At 66.5% G+C, this 19,172-nt stretch carries 13 protein-coding genes and 2 tRNA genes; 2 read left to right on the top strand and 13 right to left on the bottom strand.

Translation table 11 applies throughout. The features are described 5' to 3' along the window. Positions 1–61 precede the first annotated feature (61 nt). From FYJ28_RS03780 to FYJ28_RS03765, 4 genes are read right to left on the bottom strand one after another with little or no spacing between them, the layout of a single operon-like run. A complete protein-coding gene (locus tag FYJ28_RS03780) occupies positions 62–1,330 on the bottom strand; it encodes a M20 family metallo-hydrolase (RefSeq protein WP_154578356.1) in 1,269 nt (422 codons plus the stop codon). Further along, positions 1,327–3,027: an amidohydrolase gene (locus FYJ28_RS03775; protein ID WP_154578355.1), complete on the bottom strand. Its 1,701-nt coding sequence runs from the start codon at positions 3,025–3,027 to the stop codon at positions 1,327–1,329. Before FYJ28_RS03775 ends, FYJ28_RS03780 begins: the two co-directional genes overlap by 4 nt. Continuing rightward, entirely contained in the window at positions 3,024–4,694 is a 1,671-nt protein-coding gene (locus FYJ28_RS03770) for a thiamine pyrophosphate-dependent enzyme (RefSeq protein ID WP_154578354.1), read from the bottom strand. Before FYJ28_RS03770 ends, FYJ28_RS03775 begins: the two co-directional genes overlap by 4 nt. Before the next feature lie 18 nt (positions 4,695–4,712). Then, a complete protein-coding gene (locus FYJ28_RS03765) occupies positions 4,713–6,035 on the bottom strand; it encodes an MFS transporter (protein WP_055239291.1) in 1,323 nt (440 codons plus the stop codon). Between the two features lie 163 nt (positions 6,036–6,198). Between FYJ28_RS03765 and FYJ28_RS17610 the strand changes: the two genes are divergently transcribed. Beyond that, positions 6,199–7,374: a PucR family transcriptional regulator gene (locus FYJ28_RS17610; protein WP_055239290.1), complete on the top strand. Its 1,176-nt coding sequence runs from the start codon at positions 6,199–6,201 to the stop codon at positions 7,372–7,374. Positions 7,375–7,406: 32 nt separating this feature from the next. Here the strand turns inward: FYJ28_RS17610 and FYJ28_RS03755 are convergent, their stop codons facing one another. From FYJ28_RS03755 to FYJ28_RS03740, 4 genes are all read right to left on the bottom strand, one after another. Next, complete coding sequence (locus tag FYJ28_RS03755) at positions 7,407–8,855, bottom strand: APC family permease (protein WP_055239289.1); 1,449 nt, start codon at positions 8,853–8,855, stop codon at positions 7,407–7,409. 90 nt (positions 8,856–8,945) lie between these two features. Then, positions 8,946–10,427 carry an aldehyde dehydrogenase family protein gene (locus FYJ28_RS03750; RefSeq protein WP_154578353.1) on the bottom strand — a complete coding sequence of 494 codons (1,482 nt, stop codon included), beginning with the start codon at positions 10,425–10,427 and terminating at the stop codon, positions 8,946–8,948. 29 nt (positions 10,428–10,456) lie between these two features. Then, positions 10,457–11,647, bottom strand: a complete 1,191-nt coding sequence (locus FYJ28_RS03745; RefSeq protein WP_055239287.1) for an acyl-CoA dehydrogenase family protein — start codon at positions 11,645–11,647, stop codon at positions 10,457–10,459. A 66-nt stretch (positions 11,648–11,713) separates the two neighbouring features. Further along, the gene (locus FYJ28_RS03740) at positions 11,714–13,081 is read right to left on the bottom strand and encodes an aminotransferase class III-fold pyridoxal phosphate-dependent enzyme (RefSeq protein WP_055239729.1); all 1,368 of its coding nucleotides are present in this window, start codon (positions 13,079–13,081) and stop codon (positions 11,714–11,716) included. 81 nt (positions 13,082–13,162) lie between these two features. Here FYJ28_RS03740 and FYJ28_RS03735 point away from each other — a divergent pair, with 81 nt between their 5' ends. Further along, complete coding sequence (locus FYJ28_RS03735) at positions 13,163–14,659, top strand: PucR family transcriptional regulator (protein ID WP_154578352.1); 1,497 nt, start codon at positions 13,163–13,165, stop codon at positions 14,657–14,659. Here FYJ28_RS03735 and FYJ28_RS03730 read toward each other — a convergent pair. The 5 genes from FYJ28_RS03730 to FYJ28_RS03710 form a co-directional block, all read right to left on the bottom strand. Further along, the gene (locus FYJ28_RS03730; protein ID WP_154578351.1) at positions 14,644–15,855 is read right to left on the bottom strand and encodes a CaiB/BaiF CoA transferase family protein; all 1,212 of its coding nucleotides are present in this window, start codon (positions 15,853–15,855) and stop codon (positions 14,644–14,646) included. The genes FYJ28_RS03735 and FYJ28_RS03730 overlap by 16 nt on opposite strands. A gap of 178 nt (positions 15,856–16,033) precedes the next feature. After that, positions 16,034–16,600: a type 1 glutamine amidotransferase domain-containing protein gene (locus tag FYJ28_RS03725; RefSeq protein ID WP_055239285.1), complete on the bottom strand. Its 567-nt coding sequence runs from the start codon at positions 16,598–16,600 to the stop codon at positions 16,034–16,036. Between the two features lie 92 nt (positions 16,601–16,692). Continuing rightward, on the bottom strand, positions 16,693–18,672 hold the full coding sequence (locus tag FYJ28_RS17095; protein ID WP_195840589.1) for an AAA family ATPase: 1,980 nt from the start codon (positions 18,670–18,672) through the stop codon (positions 16,693–16,695). Between the two features lie 170 nt (positions 18,673–18,842). Next, positions 18,843–18,919, bottom strand: a tRNA-Met gene (locus FYJ28_RS03715). Positions 18,920–18,992: 73 nt separating this feature from the next. Next, positions 18,993–19,064: transfer RNA gene (locus FYJ28_RS03710), tRNA-Thr, on the bottom strand. Between the last annotated feature and the right edge of the window lie 108 nt (positions 19,065–19,172).

The following is a 19,172-nucleotide window of genomic DNA, read 5'->3' as shown; positions in this document are numbered from 1 at the left end:
GGCAGGCGGGCAGCTGCCACCGGACAGCGTCCACCCGGCGGCTGCCACCGGTGCGGGAGGGCTAGCTCCGGGAGACGAACCCTCCGGCCGCGACCCGGCCCAGCAGCTCCGTCAGGAGATCCAGGCCGGCCAGCATGTCCTCATCGCTGGTCAGTTCCTTCTCGTTGTGGGAGATTCCTTCGACACTGGGAACGAAGAGCATGATGGTCGGCACCACGTCCTTGAGGTTGGTGGAATCATGGCCGGCCAGAGTCCGGACAGTTCCGTGGGGAAGGCCCAGTTCCTGCGCACAGGCTCCGGCAAGCTCCATCCCGGCCTGGTCGTAGGCCTTGGCGGCCCAGACATGCTCGGCGCCGCGTTCGATCCGCACGGATGCGCTTTTCTCGATCGCCGCCACCCGCCTGTGCAGTTCGGCGTCGGCCGCAGCCAGTACGTCAGGGTCCGTGCTGCGGATGTCCACCAGGAGATTGACCCTGCTCGCCACCACTACGGGAGAGTTCGGGAACACGGTGAACTCACCGCAGGAGGTGATGACGGCATGCTCGGCAGTGCTGAAGGTATCCGCGATTTCCCTGGCTGCCATTACCAGTGCACTGGCACCGAGCAGTGCATCGTGCCGGTCCGCAATGACGGTGGCCCCGGTGTGGGCCTGCTCGCCATGCACGATGAACTCATACTTGTTCGCACCCCAGGTGGACTCCACGAGTCCAATGGTCAGGCCTGCATCTTCGAGGGAGCGGCCCTGTTCGATGTGGATTTCCAGGTACGCTGCCAGGTCAACTTCAAAGTCCCCGATGGTCCCTATGCTTTCAAGCGCTTCCTGCACTGTGGTGCCCGAGGGGTCGGTGGTGGCAAGGACCTGCCCAAGCGGCAGCTTCCCGGTGAAGACCGCGCTTCCCATCATGGAGGGCTTGAACCGGCATCCTTCCTCGTTGAACCAGTTCACCACTGCGATGTTGAACTGGGCGTCGAGTTCCCCGCGGCGCACCTTCTCCAGCAGCCGGATCGCCGCGTGGGCCCCGGCAAGGACACCGTACGCGCCGTCGTACTTTCCGCCCAGCGGCTGGGAGTCCAGGTGGGATCCGACGGCGATGCACGGCGCTCCCGGCACGAGTTCCAGAACGGCGAACTGGTTTCCAACCGCGTCGTAGCGGACCTCGAAGCCGTGCCCTTCAAGCAGCCCCCGGAACCAGTTCCGCACCTGCCCGTCGGCTGCCGTTCCGGCCTGCCGGTCCACGCCTCCCCCGGCAGTAGCTCCGAAAGTGCTCATGGACCTGAAGTCGGCGAGAAAGGACCCTGTTTCCTGCGCGGACCCGGGGGAAGTGCTCATGCCTGTGCTCCTGTACGTCGGTTGGCCGGGGACGGGACGGACCCGTCCCACGCTGCCAGCTGGTTGTAGGTGAATTCCCCGCCTGCGACTGTAGCCAGCACGGAGAGCTCCGAAATGTCCGGTGCGGTCAGCGGTGATCCGGAGAGGACAGCGAAGTCCGCGAGTTTTCCGCGGCGGAGGGTTCCTTTGTCTGCGAGGGCGCCTGTGGCGCGGGCAGCCCATTCGGTGTAGCTGCGCAGCGCTTCCTCAGGGGTCAGGCATTCTTCGGGTCCGCCCAGGATCCTGCCGCCTTCCGTGCGCCGGTCCACGCAGGACTGCAGTGCCCGCAGCACGTTGTTGTCTGCAACGGGCAGGTCGGAGCTCCCCGCTACCAGGATTCCTGCGTCTACCAGGGACCTTCCGCGGTAGAGCCAGCCCTCACGTTCGGGACCGACCATCTGTGCGAACTGGTCGCCCAGCGGGCCGATGAAGGCTGCCTGCGGTGTCACGGCGATCCCTGCTGCTGCGACCGGTTCCAGCTGGTCCGGCCGGGCGATGCCGTAGTGCTCGATCCGATTCGGCAGCGCGTTGCGGCCGTACTTTTCCTGGCAGCTGAGGATGATCTCCGTGGCCAGGTCAATTGCGGCGTCGCCAATGGCGTGCAGCGCAATCGGCCAGCCTGCGCGGTACGCTGCATCGACCCGTTCCCGGTAGGTGTCGGGGGCATCCAGCAGGTAGCCGCTGGTGTGGTGGTGTCCGCAGTAGTCCTCGGTGACCGCTGCGGTGGCTCCCAGCAGGGAACCGTCCATGAACACCTTGACCGGCCCCAGGGATATCCAGTCATCGCCGAAGCCGGCGCCTGCTCCGAGGTCCAGGCCCCTGCCGGTTCCCGTGCCGTGCATGTCGCCGGCGTTCGATGTAATCGGATGCAGCGAGTCTAGGGCCGGCATCAGCTGGGCGCGGGCGTGCAGCTTTCCGGCCAGCCGGGCCTGCAGGTAGGCCTGGAGTTCAACCGGGCTGTGGCCAATCCATCCTCCTCCCACCCCGGCTTCGGTAAAGCTGGTGATTCCCGCCATCGCATACCGGGTGGTGGCCGCGTCCAGTGCCTCGATGATCTCCTCGACCGGGTACGGCAGGAGCAGGTTCTGCAGCAGCTGCTGCGCCGATTCCTCCACGATCCCGTTCGGGTAGCCCCCGGCACCGCGCTGCACCGCTCCGCCCGTGGGGTTTTCGAACCCGGGCTCGAAGACCCCTGCCAGCCGCAGCGTCGCCGAGTTGGTGATTGAAAGATGGCCGGAGACGTGACGCAGGTACAGCGGGTGGTCTCCGGTGATCTCATCCAGCCGGCGGATGTCAGGATAGGCGCCGCCGTGGTGCTTGTGGTTGAACCCGGTGCCTTTGATCCAGGCGCCCGGGCTGTCCTTCAGCCGCCGGGCCTCCTCCTCGATCAGCCCATACAGTTCCTCAAGGCCGCGCGCCTGTTCCAAATCCACGGCGCTGAGCCCCAGACCCCACCAGGTGGTGTGGCAGTGGGCATCAATAAAGCCGGGAACCACCACAGCGCCGCCCAGGTCGATGTCCCGCTCCGCCGTACAGCCTTCGAGTTCCTCATCGAATCCGGCGATACGCCCGTTGAGCACTCCGACGGCGTGGGCCGAGGGACGTTTGGGTTCCAGGGTGAGAATGTCTGCGCCGCGCAGGATCAGGTCAAGTTTCATGCCGGGCCTCCTGCAGAAGCGCTCTGCTCAGAGTTGGACGCCTCGGGTGGCATCAGCCCCGGATCGACCACAAGATGGATCAGCGCCAGCCGTCCGCTCTCCAGCGCCCGGTCAAGCGCCGGGCCAAACTCGCTGGTCTTCTCCACCCGCTCGCCGTGTCCGCCGAAATTGGCAATCCAGCCGGCAAAGTCCGGGTTGGGAATAGCGGTTCCGGAAGGCCTGCCGGGATAGTGCTTCTGCTGGTGGGCCACGATGGTTCCGTAGATGCCGTTGTCCACCACAATCACAAGCGGCGCCGCCCCGTGCGCTGCCGCCACGGCCAGCTCCTGGGCGTTCATCAGGAAATCCCCGTCTCCGCAGACGGCAACGACACAACGCGATGGATGGACCAGCGACGCGGCTACGGCCGCCGGAACGGCCAGTCCCATCGCACCGTTGCGGGGTCCCACCAAGGTGCCCGGTCCGCTGTGGGCCAGGTACCGGTGTCCCCAGATCGTGGCGTTTCCCGCGCCATAGGTCACGACGCGGTCCTGCGGAAGGCGTTGGTCCAGCAGCGCAAAAGCCGCAGCGAGGTCGACGCCGGTGCCTGCGTCCTTCTGTATGTCCGGGACCCGCGGGGCGCAGAAACGCTGCTGGTCCGCGGCGAGCGCCTTCATCCAGGTGCCGTCCCGTTCGCCGGAGACCGCGTCGGGGTCCGGGAGCGCTGCCGCAAAGGACGCCGGCTGCACCGCGATGTGCTGGTCGATCCTTCCGGCGTGGCCGGAAGCCTCAGGGTCCGGCAGTACCAGGACGGTGGGTGTCTCCATGCCCCGTGTGTAGCCGTCGCTTGGCACGTCGGTGCGTGCACAGCCCACATAGAACAGGAGATCCGCCTCGTCCAGGCGCTGCGCCAGCGTGTCAGCCCTTCCGTACCCCAGCCAGCCTGCGAAGGCCGGCGACTGGTGCGAAACGGCGTCGTAGGCCCGCCAATCCCCTGCCACCGGAATCCGGGCGGCCGCCGCCCACCTCGCCAGCTCATGGCTGTCTCGGGCTGCCCAGCCGTCTCCACCCACGATCATCAGCGGGCGGCCGGCGGCGGACAGTCGTTCCGTGAATTCCTGCATGGCCGGTGCACCGGGGTCCGCAGCAGACTGCTGCGGACCCCGGTGCGGAACGGTACCGGCGGAGGCAGTACGCACAAGGACGTCTTCCGGCAAGCCAACGATGACCGGGCCGGGGCGTCCCGCCGAGGCAATGCGCATCGCGTCTGCCACCACCTCGGCGGCCCGCAGTTCATCTTCCAGCACCAGCACACGCTTGGCCGTGGTGGAGAACCATCCTTCCAGGCTGAATTCCTGGAAGGCGTCCCGGCCCCGGTCCGCGACCGGGACCAGACCGACGAAGAGGACGAGCGCCGTCGCGTCCTGCCAGGCCGTGTGGACGGCGATCATGGCGTTCGCTGCCCCAGGGCCGCGCGTGACCATTGCTATGCCGGGGGTACCGGTAAGCCTCGACTCCGCGAGCGCCATAAAGCCCGCGCCTCCCTCATGCCTGCAGACCACGGTTTCGATCGGTGAGTCATGAAGCCCGTCCAGGACATCAAGGAAACTCTCACCGGGCACGGTGTAGATGCGGGGCACTCCATGGGCTTCGAGCTGGCGGACAATCAGGTGGCCGGCGGACGTCATACGGGTCTCCTCGTGGTGCTAGTGCTTGAAGCCGGGCAGGTCAACGCTCAGCCGCGGAGCGAGAATCCCCGCTGCCGCGGTGAACAGGCTCAGGCCAACCAGCAGCGCGGCAGCGGGCCACCAGTGGTCCGCCGCGGCGGCCACCATTCCCGTTGCCGCCAGCGGGATGAACCCCGAGACCATGCCTGCAGTGTTCTGGGCGAATCCAACACCCGTGTACCGGGTCCGGGCCGGGAACAGGCCGGTGAGAATGGTCCCGTTGGCGGCATACGGCAGGGAAAGGGTGGCTACGGCCAGTGTCATGCCCAGGATCACCAGCACCGGGGTGCCGCTGGTAATCAGGAGGAAGGACGGAACAGCGGCGACGGCAGAGCCGATTCCGCCGTAAAGGATGACGCGGCTGGCCCCGAAGCGCTCGCCGAGCCGTCCGCCCAGAATCAGGACCGGGATTTCAACCACGGCAGCCACCATGCCGCCGAGCAGCATGAGCTGCGAGGAATAGCCCAGGATGGACACGCCGTAGTAGACCACGAATGCAGTGACGAGATAGAAGCCGCCGACGCCCAGCAGCGCCGCTGCCATGCCGATGAAGATCTGCCGCCAGGATTCGGACAGGGTGGTGCGGATCGGAGTCTTTTCAACCTGCCCGCGTTCAAGCAGTTCTGCGAAGACCGGAGACTCGTCGAGTTTGCTCCGGATGTAGACGGCGACCAGGAGCATGGGGATCGCAGCCAGGAAGGGGATCCGCCAGCCGAAGCTGTCGAAGTTCTCCTGGGAGAAGATCAGCGTCATGATGAAGAAGCCGCCGGAGGAAAGAATCGTTCCGATGGGCGAACCGATCTGCGGGAACGCGGCGTAGCGTGCCCGGCGTTCAAGCGGGGCGTTCTCGACGACGATGGTCATGGCCCCGGACCATTCGCCGCCGACGAAGAGGCCCTGCGCGATCCGCAGGAGGACCAGCAGCACCGGTGCCGCTATTCCGATCGCAGCGTAGGTCGGCAGCGCGCCGATCAGGCCGGTGATGACTCCAATGCCCACGATCGTCACCATGAGCGTCTTCCGGCGGCCGATCTTGTCTCCCATGGATCCGAAGATCATTCCGCCAATGGGGCGGGCCACAAGACCCACGCCGAAGGTTGCAAAGGAGGCCAGGGCTGCAGCAGTTGCGTTCTCGTTGGAGAAGTACTGGACGTTGAAGACGAGTGCGGCAGCGGCGCTGAAAAGGAAGAAGTCGTACCACTCCATAGCGGTACCAATCAGGGCTCCGACAGAGACCTTCATGGCCTCCTTGTCGGTGAGGGTGCGTGCCGCACCCACCTCGAGGTTCGTTGTCTGTGCCATTGGGGGCCTCCGCGTCAACTGGAGTCCGCAGGAACCGGCTTTGCGCTCCAACGGACGGGAACGAGCCAAGCTTGTCAGGGAACCTAACGTGGCGGGAGTAACAAATCGCGCGGGTTTGGGCCGCTAGGATGTGCGAAAGCCCAAAAATGGAGGTTTTCGCGCCGTGGTAATCACACAGAAACGCAGTATTAACACGCCCGAGTCTGAGCGCTGGAACACCCTCCTGGACGGCCTGAGTGTAGAGCGCCTCACAAACTGCTTCCTGGACCGGGTCCTGCAGCTCGAGGACTACCGTGACGGCACCCTGCCGGCCAGTGAAATCCGGCGTACCGCCGCTGCATCCTTCGAAGCACTGATCGAGAGCCTGCGCAGCGGCCAGGACAGTCCTGAGCTGGTCGCTGCCCGGCAGGACATTGCCCTGGAGGTCGGAGTTTCCCGGGCACGGGCAGGACTGCCGGTGGAGTCGCTCATGACGGCGATCCGCCAGGACTTCACGGTGCTATGGAGCGAGCTGACCGCACTGGCCGGCAGCAGCGACGCGGAGCTTATGGTCCACCGTGCCGAGACTGTCTGGGAGGTGGTGGACTCCTACGCTGCACAGACGCAGGCGACCTACATGCGTGAACGCCAGCGGATGGCCCAGGAAGCGTCATCTCTGCGTCAGGGACACGTCGCCGCTTTGTTCGGTACCGCTGTTCCGCCCCCGGAAATACTCTCCCGCATTGCCGAGGGACTCGGTGTTGCGGCCGGCGCGACCCTCGTCGTGGCAGCTACGACCACCGAGAACACCCCCGCACTGCATCTGGTGGTGGCTGCGGCCGCGCGCCGGGGAACGGACCTCTTCACCCACCCCATGCCTGACGGGCTGACCGCCTTCTGGGCGGCGGACGACCGCCCCGGAAGTCCCCGCCAGGAAGCCACCGCGCAGGTCCGCAGCCTGCGGTGCGGGCTGGTGGAGCAGGTACCCGGGCTCGCAGGGGTGCGGACGGCAGCACAGACGGCACGAACCCTGGCGTCCCTGGCAGGGGAACAGGACTCCGGGGCCCTGACCATGAGCAACGCCTGGGCCCGGCTCGCCCGGCTTCGCCTCGCGGAGACCGGCGCTCCGGTTGTTCCCGATGTCGACAGCGCACTGGCCTCCTGCGGCCCGGCGGAGAGGGCCCGGCTGAGCGAGGCCGTCCGCTCCTACCTGGCCAGCGGCAGCGTGGCGCGGTCAGCAGAGGAACTCTTCTGCCACCGCAACACCCTCATGAACCGGCTGCACCGCTTCGAGCAGCTGACGGGAATCGACGTCACCGTCCCGCAGCAGGCTGCCAGGCTGGTTGTGGCCTGGTCCTAGCGCCCGTCCACGGGCAACAGCCGGGCCGGCCGCTAGCGTCCCTTCCGGGCAGCCAGGCGTTCCAGCAGGTTCTCTTCGGCACCGATCCCGGGACGGATCCCGGCTGGAATCCGGAACAGGAAAACCATGCCCAGGATCCACCACAGGCCGAACATCACCCATGGCGCCAGGCCCAGGGCTGCGGGCATTCCGGGCAGGTAGAGCGAAAGCAGTCCCAGGCACAGGATGAGCGCCGCGATCCCGATTACCTGCCCGCCGTTGCCCCGGCCTCCGATCCGCAGCGGCCGGTCCATGCCTGGTTCGCGGCGGCGCAGCAGGACGAACACCAGGGAGACCATCGCGTAGGCGATCACGATGCTGGGTGAGCCCGAATCCACCAGCCAGCCGAGCATGTTCTGCCCAAAGAACGGTGCCAGGACCGATAGTCCGCCGATGAACAGCAATGCGTTGGCCGGGGTGCGGTACTTCGGGTGCAGGCGGCCAAACCACTCCGGCAGCATTCCGGAACGGGCCATTGAGTACATCAGCCGTGATGCTCCGAGAAGCAGGGAATTCCACGAGGTGAGGATGCCCGCTATACCGCCGGCAATCAGGACCTTGGCCATGGTGTCGCTGTTGAACAGCGCACCCATGGCGTCCGCCGTCGCAATGTCTGCTCCGGCCAGCTCTGAGGCGGGCATGGCGGACGAGGTCGTGAGGATTGCACCCACGTACCAGACGGTGGCGAGCACGACGGCGATGACTACCAGGCGCCCAATCTGCCGGGGCGGGATTTTGGCTTCCTCTGCGGACTGGGGAATCACGTCGAAGCCGACGAACATAAACGGCACCACCACCAGGACGGCGAAGAATCCGCCCAGGCCGCCGCTGAAGAACGGCTCCATGTTCACTGCGGAACCGCCGGTAAAGGAGCCAAAGACCAGCATGAGGCCGATGACGAGCAGCAGCAGGACCACGAAGGTCTGCGCGATACCCGCCTGCTTGACGCCGAGAATGTTGATGCCGGTAATTACGACGGCGGCAATCACGCCAACCAGCGCCCAGGTCAGGTGCACCTGGTCCCCGGCTATCTCCCACAGCGGCACGGCGTTGAGGTTGGGGAAGAGGTAGGTGGCGGTGCGGGGAAGGGCAACGGCTTCAAAGGCAACGATGCTGATGTAACCGCCGGTGATGGCCCATGACCCAATGAACGACCAGCGCGGCCCCATGCCCCGCAGCAGGTAGTTGTGCTCGCCGCCTGCTTTGGGCATGGACGCCACGAGCTCTGCATAGGTCAGCCCCACGACGGCCATGATCAGCCCGCCCGCCGCCATGGCCAGGACGGCGCCCATGGTTCCGGCGGAGGATATCCAGTCCCCGGTCAGCACCACCCAGCCAAAGCCGATCATGGCTCCGAATCCAAGTGCCAGGACGTCCCAGTTGCCCAGGACCTTCAACAGCGACGGTTCCGCTTTCGCGGCGCCGACTTCCGATGTAGCCATTCCCTTACCCCTTTGGTTGCGGTGCGTGTGATGCAGAGCGTTGGTGAAGGTGGTGCAGAACCGGCGGTTCGCCTGCCGGGGCGAAAAGTCCTAACCGGGGGTACCCCCGCGGAGGTAAACGGTGGTGGTGTGGGTGAAGAACTCCCTGGCGGACTGGCCCTGCTCCTTGGGTCCGTACCCCGACTTCTTCGCCCCGCCGAACGGAACGTGCGGGTCTGCACCGGCGGACTCGGAGTTCACGTGGAGGATCCCGACGTCGAGGCCGTCCACGGCGTCGAGCACCCGGGTGACGTCCTGAGTGAAGACCGCGGCGGAGAGGCCGTAGTCTCCCTGGTTGGCCCATTCGAAAGCCTGGGCGGTGCTGGCCGCCCGGCGGACTGCCAGCACCGGGCCGAAGAACTCCTCAGTCCAGGCCGGGTTGCGGTCCGCTTCGGAGCCCTCCGGCAGTTCCAGGATGGTTGGCGCCACGAACGCCGAGTCTTCGCCGGCGTCCCGGGGAATTGAACCCTGGAAGGCAACACGGGCGCCGGCGGAAACTGCGGCGTCGATCCCCCTGCGCACGTCCGCTGCCGCTGACGCGCTGACCAGTGGGCCCATGTGGATTGAGGGGTCGGCCGGGTCCCCCGTGGACCACTCCCCCAACCTGCTGGTCAGCCTGGCCAGCAGGTCATCCGCGACCTGTTCCTCCACGATCAGCCGCGACGTTGCCGTGCATTTCTGCCCCGTGGACCGGAACGCACCGAACAGTACCTGCTCTGCGGCCAGGTCAAGATCTGCCCCGGCCAGGACAACGGCGGCATTCTTTCCGCCCATTTCCGCCTGCACGGGGACTCCCCGTGCAGCGCCGGCCGCCGCGAGCTTCCGGCCCACCCCGGTGGAACCGGTGAAGGTGAGTCCGTCCAGCAGGGGATGTTCCACCAGTACACTTCCCAGGGCACCCGGACCGATCACGAGGTTCAGGACACCCTTGGGCAGACCGGCTGCGTCAAGGGCCTCGGCGAGCCGCTGTGCCAGGAGCGGCACGGTGCTGGCAGGCTTCCACACCACGGTGTTGCCGTACACCAGGGCAGGAGCGATCTTCCAGGCGGGGATGGCGATGGGGAAATTGAACGGGGTGACAACGCCGATGACGCCGAGCGGCTTGCGCACTACCAGGATCTGTTCGCCGCGTCTCGGAGAGGAGAAGATTTCTCCGGCACTGCGGTCTCCCTCGTTCCCGTAGTACCTCAGGATCTGCGCTGCGCGGGCCACTTCTCCCCTGCCCTCAGCCAGGGTCTTGCCTTCTTCACGTGCCAGTTCCAGCCCGAGTTCATCGGCTGACCCCTCCAGCAGGGCGGCAGCACGGAGCAGGACGGCGCCGCGTTCGTGCATCGGCACCGCTGCCCAGGACCGTGCCGCGTCAGAAGCCGCAGCTACCGCCTGCTTCAGCTGCTCCACCGACGCCTGGTTCCCCTCCGCCACGGTTTCCTGCGGACGGGCGGGATTGGCGGAACTGAGCCGGGCGGCCTCGCCGTCTTCCCATTTGCCGGCGATGAACTGCCGGAGCGCTGCGGCAGGTGTGTTGTTGGCCAAGGGGTTCTCCTGTGTGGTGTGCGGACTGGTTAGCGGAAGGCTGGGACGCCGGTGAGGTGCTGGCCGAGGATGAGCGTGTGTACCTCGTCCGTGCCCTCGTAGGTGCGCACCGATTCAAGGTTGTTCGCGTGGCGCAGCGGCGAGTAGTCCAGGGTGATGCCGTTGCCGCCCAGGATCGTCCGCGCTTCGCGGGCGATCGCGATGGCTTCGCGGACGTTGTTCAGTTTCCCCACGGAGATCTGGTGGTTCTGCAGGGTGCCCGCGTCCTTCAGGCGGCCCAGATGCAGGGCAAGCAGGAACCCCTTGTTGATTTCCAGGGCCATATCCACGAGCTTCTGCTGGGTAAGCTGGTACCCGGCCAGGGGCTTGTCGAACTGCAGCCGCTCCTTGGAGTAGGCCAGCGCAGCTTCGAAGGAATCCCGTGCCGCGCCCATGGATCCCCAGATGATTCCGTAGCGTGCCTCGTTGAGGCAGGAGAACGGACCGCGCAGTCCGCGTGCCCCGGGGAGCATCGCGTCGGCGGGCAGGCGGACGTCGCTGAGCTCGATTTCGCACTGGATGCTGGCTCGCATGGACAGCTTGGGCTCAATCGGCGTTGCGGTGTAGCCCGCAGTTTCAGTGGGAACCACAAAACCCCGGATTCCCTCCTCGGTCTGTGCCCAGATGACTGCCACGGAGGCTACGTTGGCAAGGCCGATCCAGCGCTTGGTGCCGTTTAGTACCCAGTCATCGCCGTCGCGCCGGGCGAAGGTTTTCATGGCTGAAGGGTCCGAACCGGCAGTGGGCTCGGTCAGGCCGAAGCAGCCGATTTCCTCGCCGCGGGCCATGCCTGGAAGCCAGCGGGTCTTCTGTTCCTCGGAACCCCACTTGGAGATCGCGCTCATGGCCAGTGACCCCTGGACGGAGACGAATGTCCGCAGCCCGGAGTCTCCGGCTTCCAGTTCAGCCCCGGCCAGTCCGTACTCCACGGCCGAGCGTCCGCCGCAGCCGTACCCGTGCAGGTGCATGCCCAGCAGGCCAAGCTTCCCCATTTCCGGGACTATCTCCAGCGGGAAGTGTGCTGCCTCGAACCATCCTGCAATGTTGGGGCGGATAGCCTCATCCACGAAAGTGCGGACGCGGGCGCGCAGCTCCAGTTCCTCGCTGGTCAGCAGCGAGTCGAAACTGATCAGGTCCGAGGGGTCCAGGGTCTCCGTGGCAGGTGCGGTGGTTGTGCTCATGGTGTTTCATCTCTTTCGGACGGCCGGCGTCAGCCGGCTGGCGGTGGTTGACCGGTTGGCAGCTGGCTAGGAATTCGCCGCGGCTTCGAGGATGGCCGAGCGCAGGACATGAAGTCCGTCGAGGAGCAGGTCCCGGGGTATGACCAGCGGAGGCAGGAGCCGGATGACGTTGCCGTAGGTGCCGCAGGTGAGTGTCAGCACGCCCTGGGCGTGGCAGGCTGCGGACGCGGCCTGGGCCAGGTCCGCACGCGGTTCCAGAGTTTCCGGGTCCGCGAATTCGAGGGCCAGCATTGCGCCCCGGCCGCGGAACTCGGCAACCGCGGGCACTTGGGCCACCAGCGGTTCGAGGACTTCGCGGACCGTCTCTTCGATTGCACGTGCATTCGCCAGCAGCGTGCCGTCCTCGAATTCTTCGAAGACGGCGAGTGCCGCTTCGCAGGCCAGCGGGTTGCCGGCGTAAGTTCCGCCCAGGCCACCGGTGTGCACTGCGTCCATGAGGTCCGCGCGCCCCGTGACCGCGGAGAGGGGCAGCCCGCCGGCCAGGGCCTTGGCGCTGAGCGTGATGTCTCCGGCCACACCTTCGTGCTCGCTGGCATAGAGGGTGCCGGTGCGGCCCATGCCGGCCTGGATTTCATCGATAACCAGCACAATCCCGTGCTGGTCGGCCAGGGACCGCAGCCCCTGCAGGAAACCGGGGGCCGGGACAACGAAACCGCCCTCTCCCTGGATCGGTTCGATCACCATTGCTGCGAAGGACCCGGCCCCGTGCTCGGACAGGAGCTCTTCGACGCCGGCCAGCGCGGCAGCGGCAGGATCGGCCCCGGGAACGGACGCCCGGGACGGACGCAGCGGATTCGCTGACGGTGCCCGCAGCACTTCTCCCGGCAGCGGGCCAAAGTTGAGGCGGTAGGGGTTTTCCTTTGCCGTCATGGCCATGGTGAGCAGGCTTCGGCCGTGGTATGCCTCGTCAAAGACCAGGACGTTCGGCCGCCCTGTCGCGGCGCGGGCGATCTTGACGGCGTTTTCGACCGCTTCCGCACCGGTGGAGAAGAGAGCCGTCCGCTTCTCGAAAGTTCCCGGGGTGTGTTCATTGAGCCAGCGGCACACCTGTGTGAAGGATTCGTATTCGGTGACCATAAAGCAGGTATGGGTGAACCGCTCCAGCTGTGCTGCGACCCGCTCCCGGACCCGGGCGTTGGACGCGCCAACGCTGGTCACTGCGATGCCCGAGGCAAAATCGATGAAACGGTTTCCGTCCACGTCCTGGAGGATTCCGCCCTCTGCCCGCTCGATGAAGACCGGCAGCACCGTGCCGAATCCAGAACTGACCTGCTGCCTGCGTTCAGCGTGCAGTTCCCGGGAGCGGGGCCCCGGAACTGCGGTGGCAAGATGACGGGTCTGGGGCAGCGTGGCCTCGGATGCAGTGAAAGTCATGACCACACGCTACGGACGCCTGCGACATGCGTCATTGAGCATTCCGGCCAAGTTCCGGCCCGATAGCGGATGATTTATCCCATGGTCTCCCTTTCTGAGCTTTGCGCGGTGCTCGGCCCGCATCTGGTTCCCGTCAGCGGCCACTCCCTCCGGGGCAGGCAGCTGACCGGCGTCCACGTCTCCGAGCTGGAGGATCCCACGCCGTACCTCGACGGCGGCGAGCTCCTGCTGACCACGGGCATGCCCCTGGGAGGGAGTCCGGCAACGACTGCCAGGTACGTGGATCGGCTGCGCGCCAAGGGCCTGCATGCCCTCGGCATTGGCCTGGGGCCCTGGCTTGCGGAGGTGCCGGACTATTTGTCCCAGGCGTGTGACGAGGCAGGCATCCATCTGCTCGCCGTCCCCGACGGCGTGCCTTTCCAAAACGTTTCCCGGGCATTCTGGTCCCTTTCTGCCCGCAGCGGGCAGGCCGAGCTGCTGGGCAGCCTGGGAACCCAGACTTCGCTGGCACAGGCCGCCATGCGGCCGGACGGCGCCGCCGCCGTCGTCCGCGGACTTGCCCAGGCGCTGGGCGGGTGGGCCGTGTTTTTACCCTCGGGTACCGAGCCTGCACGTTACTGGCCGGAGAGCACCGGCGCCCTGCTCGAGCCCCTGCGCGAAGAGACCATCCGGTTAAACCGCGCTGGTACCCATTCGGCTGCGACTTTCGAGCTGCACGGCCAGCCTGTGGTGGAGTACCCCATTGCGGTCAACGGCCGGATCCACGGCTTCCTGGCGGTGGGCCCGGGGCGGAAGCTCGCAGCGCCCGACCGCCAGGTAATCATGACGGTCTGCACGCTCCTGGCTCTCAAGGCGCGGCAGCGTGAGGCTGCCTCCGGTGCCGCGGCAGTCCTCCAGTCTGCAGTAGCCAAGCTGATACTGCACGGGCTCACCGAAGCAGCACGGATACTGGCCGAAGACGCAGGGCACTCCGAGCTCCCCCGGCGGGTGCGGGTCCTGGCACTCTCCGCACCCGGCGGGCACGCTGCGGAGCAGCTGGTGCGGGCGGCGCTGTCACTGGAACCTGCTCCGGGGGTAGAGCCTCTGCCGGCGCAGAGCACTTCCTGCACGCTCCGGCACGAGCGTGACAGAGTGCTCTACGTCCTGGTGCCCGACAACGGCCAGGAGGCCTGGGCGGCAGCTGAGTCCGTGCCGCTGCCCGCAGAGGTGCCGGAGCTGTCCGGCGCGGTCAGCGAACCCGTCACGCTGGGCGAAGTCCCGGGGGTGCTTCCTGGCCTGCGACGTGCGCTCGGCCAGGCAGCCGCCGGCGCACTCGCCGGGACAGCAGGACCGGCACATCCGGCTGCCCAGGCCTGGGCTACTGCCCTGGCGGAGTACCCGCGAACGGACCTGGCGGGAACCGTGAGGGAGTACCTGCGGCACCGCGGCCACTGGGAGAACGCTTCACGGGCGTTGGGCGTGCACCGGAACTCACTGCGCCACCGCATCGGACTCGCAACGGCGCTGCTCGGCGTCGACCTCGATGACCCGGACGTTTCGGCGCCGCTGTGGCTGGAGCTGCGTCAGCGCGAGAGATGACCTTCCTGCACCGGTGTCCGAAGCCACGCCCGGATCTCCTCCGTGTGCGCACCAAGCTTTGGCGGAGCCTCAGCCCGGGTCGCCAGCGGCGGTTCCCACGTGGCCGGGTGCCGGATCTGCCGGCCTGCCGGATCGCCGTTGGAATCCAGGACTTCCAGAACCGGATCCAGGCCGAGGGACTCGGCGAACGCTATGCCCTCATCGATGCCGGAGACCTTTCCTGCCGGTATCCCTGCCTTGCTCAGCCGTTCCTGCCACTGTGCTGCCGGTGCGGCGGCAAGCCGGCGCTCCAGCAGAGGAATCAGCACTTCCCGGTGTGCAACCCGGGCGCTGTTGGTGGCGAACCGCTCATCGGAAGCCAGCTCCGGGGCTCCGAGCTCCGCGGCAAGCCGGGCAAACTGGGCGTCGTTGCCGCACGCGACTGCCAGCGGAACGTCGCCGCAGTCCAGCAGCTGGTAGGGCACGATCGACGGGTGGGCATTGCCCATCCTGCCGGGGACCACTTCGGCGCCAAGCCAGGCCTGGGCCTGGTTGGCCAGCGCACCCTGGAGGCTTGAGAGCAGATTGACCTGCACATGGCTGCCCCTGCCCGTCGCCCGCCGGGAGGAGAGCGCAGCCAGGACGGCGATGGCGGCGTCCTTGGCAGTGAGTACATCGACCAGCGCCACTCCGGCCTTCAGCGGGGTGCCGTCGGCTTCTCCGGTTATGCTCATCAGCCCGCCCAGGGCCTGCACCACAAAGTCGTAGCCGGGAAGGTCACGGCCTCCGGCTGACCCGAACCCGGAGATGGAAGCGTAGACCAGTCCGGGGTTCGCGGCGCTCAGTTCTGCGTAGCCGAGTCCCAGCCGGTCCAGGCCGCCGGGCTTGAAGTTCTCCACCAGGACGTCGGCCCGCAGGGCCAGTTCGCGGGCCAGCTGCCTGTCTCCCTCATCTCCCAGGTCCAGGCAGACCGACTCCTTGTTCCGGTTGACGGACTCAAAGTAGGTGGACCCGGTGGGCGACCAGGGCGGGCCCCAGCTGCGTGTGTCGTCCCCGGTCCCGGGCCGTTCCACTTTGATGACCCGGGCGCCCAGGTCCGCGAGGGTCATGGTGCACAAAGGCCCGGCGAGGACACGGGAAAAGTCTGCCACCACAATCCCCTCCAGCGGCCGCTGGCCTGGGCCCGCCGGTACGTTGTCGCTGCTGATCGCAGGCATACTCCCCCTTTGCTCGGCCGCCGATGCGGACTCCATGGTTGCCACCCACCCTAGGGAGCCTGGGGCAAAAGACCATGGACGTCTCATCCAAGGCCTGGGTCAACCCGCACAGAACCCCGGACAGCACTCCGCCCCGGATGCCTGCCGGCATCCGGGGCGGAGAAAGGCGGGAAGCGGCCTAGGCGTGCTGTCCCGCGTGCTGGCCTTCGGAGATCTCCTCCACAACCTTGGCGTTGAACGCCTCCAGGTCATCCGGGGTGCGGCTGGTGACCAGTCCCTGGTCGACGACAACTTCCTCATCGCTCCAGTTGGCACCGGCGTTGCGCAGGTCGGTGGCAAGGGTGTGGAAGGACGTCAGGTCACGGCCCTTCACAACTTCGGCGTCGATGAGCAGCCACGGTCCGTGGCAGATCGCGGCGACCGGCTTGCCAGCTTCGAAGAAGTCCCGCGCAAACTTCTGGGCGTCCTTGTTCACGCGCAGGTAGTCGGCGTTGACGACGCCGCCGGGCAGTACCAGTGCGTCGAAGTCCGAGGCGTTGGCATCCGCGACATCGAGGTCGACGGAGAACGTGTCGCCCTTGTCCACACCGTTGAAGCCCTGGATGCTGCCGCTGGACGGCGAAACCAGGACCGGCGATCCGCCGGCTTCCTTTACGGCTTCCCAGGGGCTGGTGAGTTCGACCTGCTCTACGCCGTCCGTGAGCAGGAAAGCGACCTTCTTGCCGGAAATATCATGTGCTGACATTTTGCCTCCGTTCGTGGGTCTGGCGGTCCGGTCTGAACCGCCGCTGCTACCTACCCTAGGAAAAAGAGGTAAAGATAAGCAAGCTGATCTTTCTAGAGGCCGCCCGCAACAGCGGCCGCTGCCCTCAGCCACGCCCGCTGGGTTACCGGCCGGAGCGAGGCATAGCGGATCTGTCCCTTGACCAGTGCAGGGTCGTAAGGAATGGTCACCGCCGCCCGTGCCAGCACCTTGAACGCCTCGGCCACCCTGCGTGCCTGGGCTTCGGTCCCGTTACGGTCTGCCTGGGAGACAATCACGACGGCGCCGCGCGCCAGTTCCGCATATCTCCCACCACGTTCCTGGAGGGCTTCCAGAAGCAGGGCACCGGCCTCGGCATGCTCTTCGACCGTAGTGGTGGCAATGACCAGCTGGTCCGTGTGGTCGATCATCCGCAGCCAGCGTTCGGCACTTTCATCGTTGCCGGAGTCCACGATGTTCAGCCGGAAGTACTTCGACGCCACGGAGTGCAGGGAATCAAAATCTGCCTTCGTGACCTTCTGCTCCGAGGCGAGCACGTTCGGGTTGGAGCGCAGGACGTCGTATTTGTCGTCCGTCTGGTGGTGGACAAACTTCGCGAGCATGGCCGACTGTGCGGCAGGCGAGAGCAGGAGCCCCGTTTCGGGGAGCAGGTCCATAACGGTGGCATCGTGCTGCGCCTGCTCGGTGCGCCAGCCCAGGGTGCCGCGGGTCTCGTTGTTGTCCCAGGCCAGGACCGGCCCGCCGCCGTTGCGGGCAAAGATGGCGGCCAGCATCACGGTGGTGGGCGTTTTGTTAGCTCCGCCCTTACCGTTCACCACGGAGATGGTGCGCGGGCCGGGCCAGTGCTGGCTCACCATGCGCGTGTCCCGCCGTTCCTCCAGCTCACGGGCAGACGGCGCTATCCGGATTCCCAGTGAAGCCAGGAATCCGCGGAAACCGCGGGTGGCGGGGATCTTTGCGGTTTTGGTATCCAGGAAGGTGGCCCTGCGGACGTCGTTCGGTTCGCCGCGCACTGCCTGGCGAGTGCGTTCGCGCAGGTCAGAGGGCATCAGTACTGGATCAAGCGGCAACCCCGCGGGATGCCCCGCCTCAACGTCCGGTTCCGCTTCAAGGTCCGGTTCCGGTTCCGCTTCAAGGTCCGGTTCAGCGTCCACCGCGGCTTCCGGCGAGGTTTCGGATTCCGGTTCAACTACAGCTTCCGGGACCGGTTCAACTACGGCCCAAGCTTCTGATTCTGGTTCTGATTCCGGTTCCGGTTCCAGTTCCGGTTCCGGCTCCAGGAAAACGGGCTCAAACGCATTGCCTGCCATGGAGCCGAAGCCGTCTGCCAACGGGCGGTCCTCCCCTTCCGGCTGCGGCAGGGCCGGCGGAGCCTCCGGCAATTCGAGAAGGATGACGGCGGTGCGGGGATCAAAGGGCGCCGCGCTGGGCGCCTCCGCTATGGCAGCCGCCGGTTCCGGCTGGATCACGGGTTCGGGCGGAGCCGCTTCGGTCCAGTCCATATCCGGCTCCTGGCCGGTTTCGGCTGGGCCCTGCGGGACGGACCACTGGGGCACGGAGTCGTCCGCCGCGGATTCGGTGGAGGGACCGGTGCTGGGACCGGCGCTTTCGGCGGATGGGCCGGCATGACCGGTGGAAGGACCGGCATGCTCAGTGGGAACATCCGAAACGGGTTCCTGCCCGGCAGTGACATCCGCGGCGGTCTCCACCGGCACCCGCTCCGCAGGAACACTCTCTGCCTCGGGAATATTCTCTGCCGCAGGAACCGTGCTGCCGCCCCAGGACCGGAGTTCCGCCCGGGCACGCCGGCGGGTGAGGGGTTCCTCCACAGGCGCCTGCACTGCTGAACGTTTCGCAGCGGAGGCAATGCCGTCGCCGGCACCGGGATGTGTCCCTGAACCGGATTGAGCCCCTGGATCAGACTTTGCCCTTGAACCGCGCCGTGTAACCGATCCGTCCGCGGCGGAGGCACCGGCGTCGGGGTTCTGCGCAGCCCTGCGGGCCCGCCGGCTCGGAAGGGCCTGCTCGGCAGCAGCGGGAGTGTTCTCTGTCATCGGGTCTGCATCTTTCGTTCCGTGCTCGGTGCGATTGATCGGGACGGCGCTCTGATGTGATCCTACAAGCCGGTCCCTTCCGGCTTGGTCCGGGCGCTGCGTGTCCCTGCGTAGTTTCCAGGTGCCGGGGCAAACAGAAAACCCCCGGGAAGATCCCGGGGGTTTTCTTTTGGTAGCGGTGGGGAGGCTCGATCTCCCGACCTCACGATTATGAGTCGTGCGCTCTAACCAACTGAGCTACACCGCCATAAATGAGTCAAGCCCGCGCACCTGGCCTAGTGTGGAACAGCAGGCTTAGAAACGCGGACCCTCCCATTGAGAGCCCCGACCGGGAATCGATCCCGGGACCTCCATCTTACCAAGATGGCGCTCTACCACTGAGCTATCGGGGCATCGCCCCTGTCCGGGGCAACGACATAAGACTCTACCAGTACTTTCTGCGCATCACGAAATCGATTTCCCCCAAACCGCCCCAGTGTGATTGAAGACACTGTTCCTGC

Origin of the sequence: Arthrobacter sp. BL-252-APC-1A, from assembly GCF_009696625.1 — a bacterium.
Lineage (GTDB): Bacteria > Actinomycetota > Actinomycetes > Actinomycetales > Micrococcaceae > Arthrobacter_B.
The sequence above is the reverse complement of the archived record's forward strand: the minus strand, read 5'-3'. Positions and strand labels throughout refer to the sequence as shown.